The following is a 7,553-nucleotide window of genomic DNA, read 5'->3' on the forward strand; positions in this document are numbered from 1 at the left end:
GCCCAAAGCGGCGCCCGCATAGGTCTGCATCCGCCATTTGATCGGGGCTTGCGCCGACAGCACGGTGGGCGCGGCCAGGGCTGCGGCACCGCCAAGGGCGCCGGTGGTCAGGAACTTGCGTCTGGTTGTCATGGGGATCTCCGTTGTTGGAAGGGCGGGGGGCGATGCGTGCCGCCCCCTCATTTCACGTTGAGATTTTGCGGCAGCCACAGCGCGAGCTGCGGGAAGACCATCACCAGCACCAGCGCCACCACCATCAGAAGCACGAAGGGCGTGACGGATTTGTAGATGTCGCCCATGGTGATCTCGGGCGGGGCGAAGGCGCGCATGAGGAACAGGTTATAGCCGAAGGGCGGCGTCAGATAGGCGATCTGGCAGGTGATGGTGTAGAGGACGCCATACCAGACCAGCACCTGATCGGGCGGAATGCCAAGGTCGAGCCGTGCGACCAGCGGCACATAAAGCGGTGCCACGATGACCAGCATGGCGGTGTCATCCAGAAACATGCCCATGATGAGGAAGGAAAGCTGCATCAGGATCAGGATCGTCCATGGCCCCAGATGCATCTGCTCGACGAACAGTCCCTCGATGGCCTTCACCGCGCCCAGGCCATCGAACACCGCGCCGAAGGAGAGGGCGGCGAGAATGATCCACATGAACATGCAGGAGATGGCGAGGGTTTCGCGGGTCGCCACCTCGAACACCTGTTTGGTGAAGCGGCCTTTCGCCACGGCCGCCAGCACGGTGACGGCGACGCCGATGACCGAGCTTTCCACCAGCGAGGTGGTGCCCATGATGAAGGGGCCCATCATGGCGGCAAAGATGCCCAGTGGCAGCAGGCCCGCCAGCAGCAGGCGCAGCTTGTCCTCTGTGGAATATTGCGCGCGCTCTTCGGGGGGCAAGGCGGGGCCAAGGCTGGGGTTCAGCCCGCAGCGGATGGCGATATAGGCGATGAACAGGCCCGCCATCACAAGGCCGGGGATCAGCCCTGCCAGCCAAAGCTGGCTGACCGGGGCGCGGGCGATCATGGCGTAAAGCACCAGCACCACCGAGGGCGGGATGAGGATGCCCAGCGAGGAACCGGCCTGAATGGTGCCGGTGACCATCTTCTTGTCATAGCCCCGGCGCAGGAGTTCCGGCAGGGCAATGGTCGATCCGATCGCCATGCCCGCCACCGAAAGCCCGTTCATGGCCGAGATCAGCACCATCAGAAGGATCGTGCCGATGGCAAGCCCCCCCGGCACCGGGCCGAACCAGACGTGGAACATCTTGTAAAGGTCTTCGGCGAGGCGCGTTTCGCTCATGACATAGCCCATGAAGACGAACATGGGCAGCGTGAGCATGGGATACCATTTCATCAGCTTCATCGAGGCCGAGAAGCCCATGGCCTGCCCGCCGGTGCCCCAAAGCGCCAGCGCGGCGATGACGCCGACAACGCCGATCACACCAAACACCCGCTGGCCGGTGATCATCAGCACCAGCATGGTGGAGAACATGAGCAGGGCAATCATTTCCTGCGGCATCAGATTTCCTCCCCGCGGATGATGGCAATGTCGCGGATCAGATAGGTCAGCGATTGCAGGAACATCAGCACGAAGCCGATGAAGAGGACCGATTTGATCGGCCAGAGATGCGGGCGGAAGGCGGTCGGGCTGCGCTCCAGCCGTCCGATTTCGGGGATGAGGCCATCCCATTTCAGTTGCAGCGCGTAAGCGAGGCTATCCGCCGCGCCCCAGATCATCACGCCCAGATAGATCAGCAGGGCAAAGACGGTGAAGGCATCGGTCCAGGCCTTTTGCCGCAGCGACCAGCGGGCATAGAACAGGTCCATGCGGACATGGCTGCCCAGTTGCATCGAATAGGGGCCGCCGAGAATGTAATAGGCCACCATGATGAATTGCGCCATTTCCAGCGTCCACAGCGAGGGGCGGCCGTAAAGTTTGGTGACGGTGGACCACATCAGCACCGCCATGAGGACAAACAGCAGATACATGGCAAAGCGGCCGACGCGGTGGTTCAGCCGGTCGGTGAAATGGACGAAGGCGATGGTCCAGCGCGGCATCAGATGTCCTTCCGGCGGGTGAGGGTGGCCATGGCGGCGGCCAGAACCGGGGCGAGGGTGTCGGCCATGGCCGCCTCGGCCTCGGGGGTGGCGATCAGGTCATTGCGGATTTCCAGCATGGCATTCACCAGCCCATAGGGCGTGGCGTGCAGGCGCAGCGTATGGGTCACGTCATCCGCTGCCGAATAGGGTTCGTTGAGGCCGGTCTTGAGGCCAGTGCGGGCCTGCGCCTCGGCCACGATGGCCTGGGCCAGGCGGGCGTCGGCATCGTGGATCACGCCGAATTCCACGCTGCGGGGGGTGCCGAAATAGACCGGCGTGAAGCTGTGGATGGTGAGGATCACCGGGCGGCGGCCCAGGGCGATGCGTTCCGCGATCAGCGCGTGCAAGGCATCGTGGAAGGGCACATAGAGCGCGGCGCTGCGCTGGGCGCGCTGGGCGGGGGTGAGGGCGGCATTGCCCGGGATCTCGTGGATTTCCGAGCGGGCGGGCATGGCGCCGGGCATGTCCGGTGCGCGGTTGCAGTCATAGATCAGGCGGCTGGTGGTGGCGGCGATGCAGGTGGCCTCCAGCCGCCGCGCCAGCCCCCGCATCAGGCCCAGGGCGCCGGGATCCCAGGCGATATGGGCCTCGCGCTGTTCAGCCGTCAGCCCGAGGTCGCCCCAGGGCGGGGGCATTGCATTGGAGGCATGTTCGCAGACGAGGATCACATCCCCTGTCCGGTCGCGCCCCTCGATCTGCGGGGCGCGCGGCGCCACATATGCGGCACCGTCAGGCGCAGAGCGCCCGCTATGGTCGGCTTGTGATGCAGTCATTGCTGCGAGTCATCCCTGTTGTTGGGGGTAGCGTCCACCTTGCGGGGCGCTTCTGTCAAGAATTTTTCTTACGCAAATTTTCTGTTACAAACTTTTCCGGAACCGGTGCTAAATGGGGGCGCAACAGGAGGGACACCGATGACCGTCGAAGAGCAGATGCGCGCGGCCATGGCCGATCTGACCCGGGCCGAGCGGCAATTGGCGACCCATATCCTGAAGAATTACCCGGTGGCGGCGCTTGGCTCGATCACGGCGCTGGCCAAGGCCTCGGAAGTATCGACGCCCACGGTGGTGCGGCTGTGTCAGAAGCTGGGCTACAAGGGCTATCCCGATTATCAAAGCGCGCTGCGGGGCGAGGTGGAGGCGATGCTGGTCTCGCCCTTGGCCAAGCATGACCGCTGGGCGGGGGGGGCGCCGGATACCCACATCCTGAACCGCTTTGCCGATGCGGTGGTGGGCAATTTGCAGGCGACGCTGGGGCAGATTGATCATGCCGAGTTCGACGCGGCGGCGGCGCTGCTGGCCGATCCGGGGCGGGCGGTCTATGTGATCGGCGGGCGCATCACTCATGCGCAGGCCGATTACTTTGTGACGCTGATGAAGGTGATCCGGCGCGAGGTCATGCTGCTGTCGGGCCTGTCGAACACCTGGCCGCCGGCGCTTTTGGATATGAAGGCGGGGGATGTGTTGGTGGTGTTCGACATCCGACGCTATGAAAACAGCGTGTTGCAGCTGGTGGAGCTGGCGGTGGAGCAGGGGGCCGAGGTGGTGCTGATCACCGATCGCTGGGTCAGCCCGGCGGCGCAGCATGCCCGCCATACGCTGTCGGCCTATATCGAGGCGCCGAGCGCCTGGGATTCGATGGTGTCGATCACCGTGCTGGTGGAGACGCTGCTGGCCGCCGTGCAGACGCTGAGCTGGGGCGAGACCGAGGCGCGGCTGAAGCGGCTGGAAAGCCTGTATGACCGTTCCCGGTTTTTCCGGCGGGCGCGGTAGGGGGGGGCCGAGGCCATTGCCGAGGTCATGCGATGCCGTTCCCACATTGGGCCGTTGGCCCAAAGCCAACGGCCAGCGCCCGCCCTTCGGGCGGCGGGCGCTTTGCGCCCACCGGGCGGGCGTTGGCCTCTCGGTCATGGGCTGAGACGGTCTTGCGGTGCGGTTCCCACAGGGCCGGGAAAACGCGGTGCGTTTTCTGATCCGGCCCGGTTGGCCGAGGCCATTGCCGAGGACATGCGATGCTGTTGGTGAGTTCGGGCCGGTGGCCCGAAGCCACCGGCCAGCGCCCGCCCTGCCGGGGGCGGGTGCTTCACACCCGCCGGGCGGGCTCTGGCCTCTCGGGCATGGGCTGAGCCGGTTTTGCGGTGTCGTTTCCACAGGGCCGGGGAAACGCGGTGCGTTTCCTGTTTCCGGCCCGGTTGGCCGAGGCGATTGCCGAGGTCATGTGGAAACGGGGGCGAGTTCGGGCCTTTGGGCGTTTGGCGGAGCCGGTCTTGCGGCACCAGTTTCCCCGGCCCTTTGGACGGTCTCAATACCCCCGCGCGCGGTCGACCTGATGCAGGAAGGGCTCGCCGGCCTCGCCACGGCGAATGTTTTCGGCCACCACCTCGGCCGCCGTGATCGCGCGGGTATCGGCGGCGATATGGGGGGTGACGGTCACCCTGGGGTGGTGGCGGAAGGGGTGATCCTCGGGCAGGGGTTCCACCCGGAACACATCCAGCGTCGCATGGCCCAGCGGGCCATCAAGGGCGGCCAGCAGCGCCTCATCCTCGATCAGCGCGCCGCGACCGGGGTTGATGATCACCGCGCCGGGGGGCAGCCATGACAGGCGGCTGGCGTTCAGGATATTCTCGGTCTCCGCCGTGCGGGGCAGCAGGGTGACCACGATCTGCGCGCCGTTCAGCACCGCCCGCAAGCCCTCTTCGCCATGATGGCAGGGCAGGCCGAGGCCGGTTTTCGGCGTGCGGCTCCAGCCCTGAACATCGAAATTCAGCGCTTGCAGCGCGCGGGCGCAGGCCAGACCCAGCTCGCCCAGACCCAGCATCGCCACGCGGCGCTCACGCGCCAAGGGCGGCACCACCTGCTCCCAGCCCGGCGCACCATGGATGAACCGATCCATGCCAAGGTGATGGCGCAGCACATGGCCCACGACATATTCCACCATGCCCTCGGTCAGGCCCGGATCGACCATGCGGCAGAGCGGCTGGGTGAGCGTCGGGTTCCCCACGATCCGCTCCACCCCGGCCCAAAGGTTCAACACCGCCTTGCAGCGGGTAAAGGGGGTGAAATCCTGCACCGGGCTGATGGGGGCGTAGATGATGTAATCCACCGCCTCCGGCGCGGCCTCGGTCACCAGATGGGCCGAAAGCCGGGCCTTGGCAAAGGCGGCGCGCAGCGGGGCCTCATATTCCGGCCAAAGGCCCGGGCCTGCGGCGAAAAGGACCGTCAGGCTCATGGCTGCAAATGCCGCACCCGGGTGCCCCATTCGATCGCGGCGGCATGCAGCCGGTCGATGTTCAGCTCGTGGCGGATTTCCTCCAGCATGCGCAGCTCTGGCTCGGTATGGCGGCCATCGGCGGTGACCACATCGCAGGCCAGCGCATAGGCGGTCTCGAACAACCGCTCGGGCAGGCCATCGCGGATCAGGCCGAACAGGGCATCCAGACCATCCTCGATCTCGAACAGATCAAACACCGTCTGGCTCACGCGGCGGATGCGGTCGGTATCGTAGCCCGCAAAGACCGGCATATGGTTCACCATGCGCTGAATCGCCACCAGCTCGGCGGTGCGCATGTTCTCGTCACTGGCCGAGGCGGCCACCATCACCGCCAGCAGCGCATCCTGTGGCGAAAGGGAAGGGGGGGTATCGGGCACGGCGCTTGTCCTTTACGGTAATGTCGGCCTTTGCGGCATATTCGGGCCGACAATATTGACGCGCAGCAGGGGCGGCAATAGGAGAGGCGGGTTCGGCAGGCACGGGGCCTGCCGCCATATCCCCGAGGAAAAGCCGATGTCCGCCCTTCGTGACGCCGCGATGAAATCGAAAGCCTGGCCCTTTGAAGAGGCCCGGAAGATCGCCAAGCGCTACGAGAAGAAGGCGCCGGAAAAGGGCTATGTGCTGTTTGAGACCGGCTATGGCCCGAGCGGCCTGCCCCATATCGGCACCTTTGGCGAGGTGGCGCGCACGACGATGATCCGCCGGGCGTTCGAGGTGATCTCGGATATTCCGACGCGGCTGATCTGTTTTTCCGATGATGTGGACGGCATGCGCAAGGTGCCGGAAAACGTGCCGCAGCAAGAGATGCTGCGCCAGCATATGCAAAAGCCGCTGACCAGCGTGCCCGATCCTTATGGCGAATATGACAGCTTCGGCCATCACAACAACGCCATGCTGCGCCGCTTCCTCGATACCTTCGGGTTTGAATATGAATTCATCAGCGCGACCGAGTTCTACAAATCGGGCCGGTTCGACGACACGCTGAAACTGGCCACCGAACGCTATGACGCCATCATGGCGATCATGCTGAAATCCCTGCGCGAAGAACGCCAACAGACCTATAGCTGCTTCCTGCCGATCCACCCCGAAACCGGCCGGGTTCTGTATGTGCCGATGAAACATATCGACGCGGTGAACCACACCATCACCTTCGACGATGAAGAGGGCCGCGAATGGACGCTGCCGGTGACCGGCGGCCATGTGAAGCTGCAATGGAAGCCGGATTTCGGCGCGCGTTGGGCCGCGCTTGGCGTCGATTTCGAGATGTATGGCAAGGATCACTCCACCAATACCCCGATCTATGACGGCATCTGCGAAGTGCTGGGCGGCAAGAAGCCCGAGCATTTCACCTATGAGCTGTTCCTGGATGATCAGGGCCAGAAGATCTCGAAATCCAAGGGCAATGGCCTGACGATCGACGAATGGCTGAGCTATGCCGCGACCGAGAGCCTGTCCTATTTCATGTATCAAAAGCCGAAAACGGCCAAGCGGATGCATTTCGATGTGATCCCGCGGGCGGTGGATGAATACCATCAGCAATTGCGCGCCTACCCGACGCAGGATGCCGACCAGCAGGCCAATAACCCGGTCTGGCATATCCATGGCGGCACCCCGCCGGAGTCGAAAATGGTGGTGCCCTTCTCGATGCTGCTCAATCTGGCCAGCGTGGCGGGCGCCACCGATGCCAAGGGGCTGTGGGGCTTCATCAAGCGCTATGCGCCGGAGGCCAGCCCCGAGGCCAACCCGGATCTCGACGCCGCGGCAGGCTTTGCCGTGCGCTATTTCGCGGACAAGATCGCGCCGACCCGCGCCTTCCGCTTGCCGACCGATCAGGAACGCGCCGCGATCCTCGATCTGCGCAGCCGCCTGACCGCCTGGGAGGGCGGCCTTGACGATGAGGCGCTGCAAAGCATGGTCTTCGCCGTCGGCAAGGACCACGCTTTCGAGCCGCTGCGCGACTGGTTCAGGGCGCTGTATGAAACCCTGCTGGGCGCCAGCGACGGCCCGCGCTTTGGCGGCTTCATCGCGCTGTATGGCGTGGAGGAAACCATCGCGCTGATCGACCGTGCTTTGGCGGGTGAGCTGGTGAAGAAAGACTGATCCAGCTTCAACCTGACGGAAATATCCTCAGGGGGTGAATTGAGCCGCAGGCTCAAGAGGGGGCGCGAGCGCCCCCTTTCTT

The 7,553-nt window shown here is 64.6% G+C and carries 8 protein-coding genes; 2 read left to right on the forward strand and 6 right to left on the reverse strand.

Annotation, left to right across the window (positions count from 1 at the left end; all coding sequences use genetic code 11):
- From JNN06_RS05260 to JNN06_RS05275, 4 genes are all read right to left on the reverse strand, one after another.
- Positions 1-132 (reverse strand): twin-arginine translocation signal domain-containing protein (locus JNN06_RS05260; RefSeq protein ID WP_291238551.1); only part of this gene is annotated, 132 nt, incomplete at its 3' end.
- A 47-nt stretch (positions 133-179) separates the two neighbouring features.
- The gene (locus tag JNN06_RS05265; protein WP_291238544.1) at positions 180-1,523 is read right to left on the reverse strand and encodes a TRAP transporter large permease subunit; all 1,344 of its coding nucleotides are present in this window, start codon (positions 1,521-1,523) and stop codon (positions 180-182) included.
- Positions 1,523-2,062 (reverse strand): TRAP transporter small permease subunit, encoded by a 540-nt coding sequence (locus JNN06_RS05270; RefSeq protein ID WP_291238545.1) that lies wholly within the window; start codon positions 2,060-2,062, stop codon positions 1,523-1,525. Before JNN06_RS05270 ends, JNN06_RS05265 begins: the two co-directional genes overlap by 1 nt.
- Positions 2,062-2,877, reverse strand: coding sequence for an N-formylglutamate amidohydrolase (locus JNN06_RS05275; RefSeq protein ID WP_291238546.1), 816 nt, complete (start codon positions 2,875-2,877; stop codon positions 2,062-2,064). Before JNN06_RS05275 ends, JNN06_RS05270 begins: the two co-directional genes overlap by 1 nt.
- 138 nt (positions 2,878-3,015) lie before the next feature.
- On the opposite strand from JNN06_RS05275, the gene JNN06_RS05280 reads away from it, so the two are divergent.
- Entirely contained in the window at positions 3,016-3,873 is an 858-nt protein-coding gene (locus JNN06_RS05280; protein WP_291238547.1) for a MurR/RpiR family transcriptional regulator, read from the forward strand.
- Positions 3,874-4,402: 529 nt separating this feature from the next.
- Here JNN06_RS05280 and JNN06_RS05285 read toward each other — a convergent pair.
- Together JNN06_RS05285 and JNN06_RS05290 are read right to left on the reverse strand one after the other, a co-directional pair.
- Complete coding sequence (locus JNN06_RS05285; RefSeq protein ID WP_291238548.1) at positions 4,403-5,329, reverse strand: glyoxylate/hydroxypyruvate reductase A; 927 nt, start codon at positions 5,327-5,329, stop codon at positions 4,403-4,405.
- Positions 5,326-5,748, reverse strand: coding sequence for a tellurite resistance TerB family protein (locus JNN06_RS05290; RefSeq protein WP_291238549.1), 423 nt, complete (start codon positions 5,746-5,748; stop codon positions 5,326-5,328). Before JNN06_RS05290 ends, JNN06_RS05285 begins: the two co-directional genes overlap by 4 nt.
- Positions 5,749-5,884: 136 nt before the next feature.
- Between JNN06_RS05290 and JNN06_RS05295 the strand changes: the two genes are divergently transcribed.
- Positions 5,885-7,471, forward strand: coding sequence for a lysine--tRNA ligase (locus tag JNN06_RS05295; RefSeq protein ID WP_291238550.1), 1,587 nt, complete (start codon positions 5,885-5,887; stop codon positions 7,469-7,471).
- Positions 7,472-7,553: the final 82 nt, after the last annotated feature.

It is taken from the genome of Gemmobacter sp. (assembly GCF_016792925.1).
Taxonomy (GTDB): Bacteria; Pseudomonadota; Alphaproteobacteria; order Rhodobacterales; family Rhodobacteraceae; genus Gemmobacter.

Excerpts from the sequence above, each read along its gene's own strand:
- JNN06_RS05265 (WP_291238544.1), bottom strand. The coding sequence starts at position 1,523 with ATGCCGCAGGAAATGATTGCCCTGCTCATGTTCTCCACCATGCTGGTG.
- JNN06_RS05270 (WP_291238545.1), bottom strand. The coding sequence starts at position 2,062 with ATGCCGCGCTGGACCATCGCCTTCGTCCATTTCACCGACCGGCTGAAC.
- JNN06_RS05275 (WP_291238546.1), bottom strand. The coding sequence starts at position 2,877 with ATGACTGCATCACAAGCCGACCATAGCGGGCGCTCTGCGCCTGACGGT.
- JNN06_RS05280 (WP_291238547.1), top strand. The coding sequence starts at position 3,016 with ATGACCGTCGAAGAGCAGATGCGCGCGGCCATGGCCGATCTGACCCGG.
- JNN06_RS05285 (WP_291238548.1), bottom strand. The coding sequence starts at position 5,329 with ATGAGCCTGACGGTCCTTTTCGCCGCAGGCCCGGGCCTTTGGCCGGAA.
- JNN06_RS05295 (WP_291238550.1), top strand. The coding sequence starts at position 5,885 with ATGTCCGCCCTTCGTGACGCCGCGATGAAATCGAAAGCCTGGCCCTTT.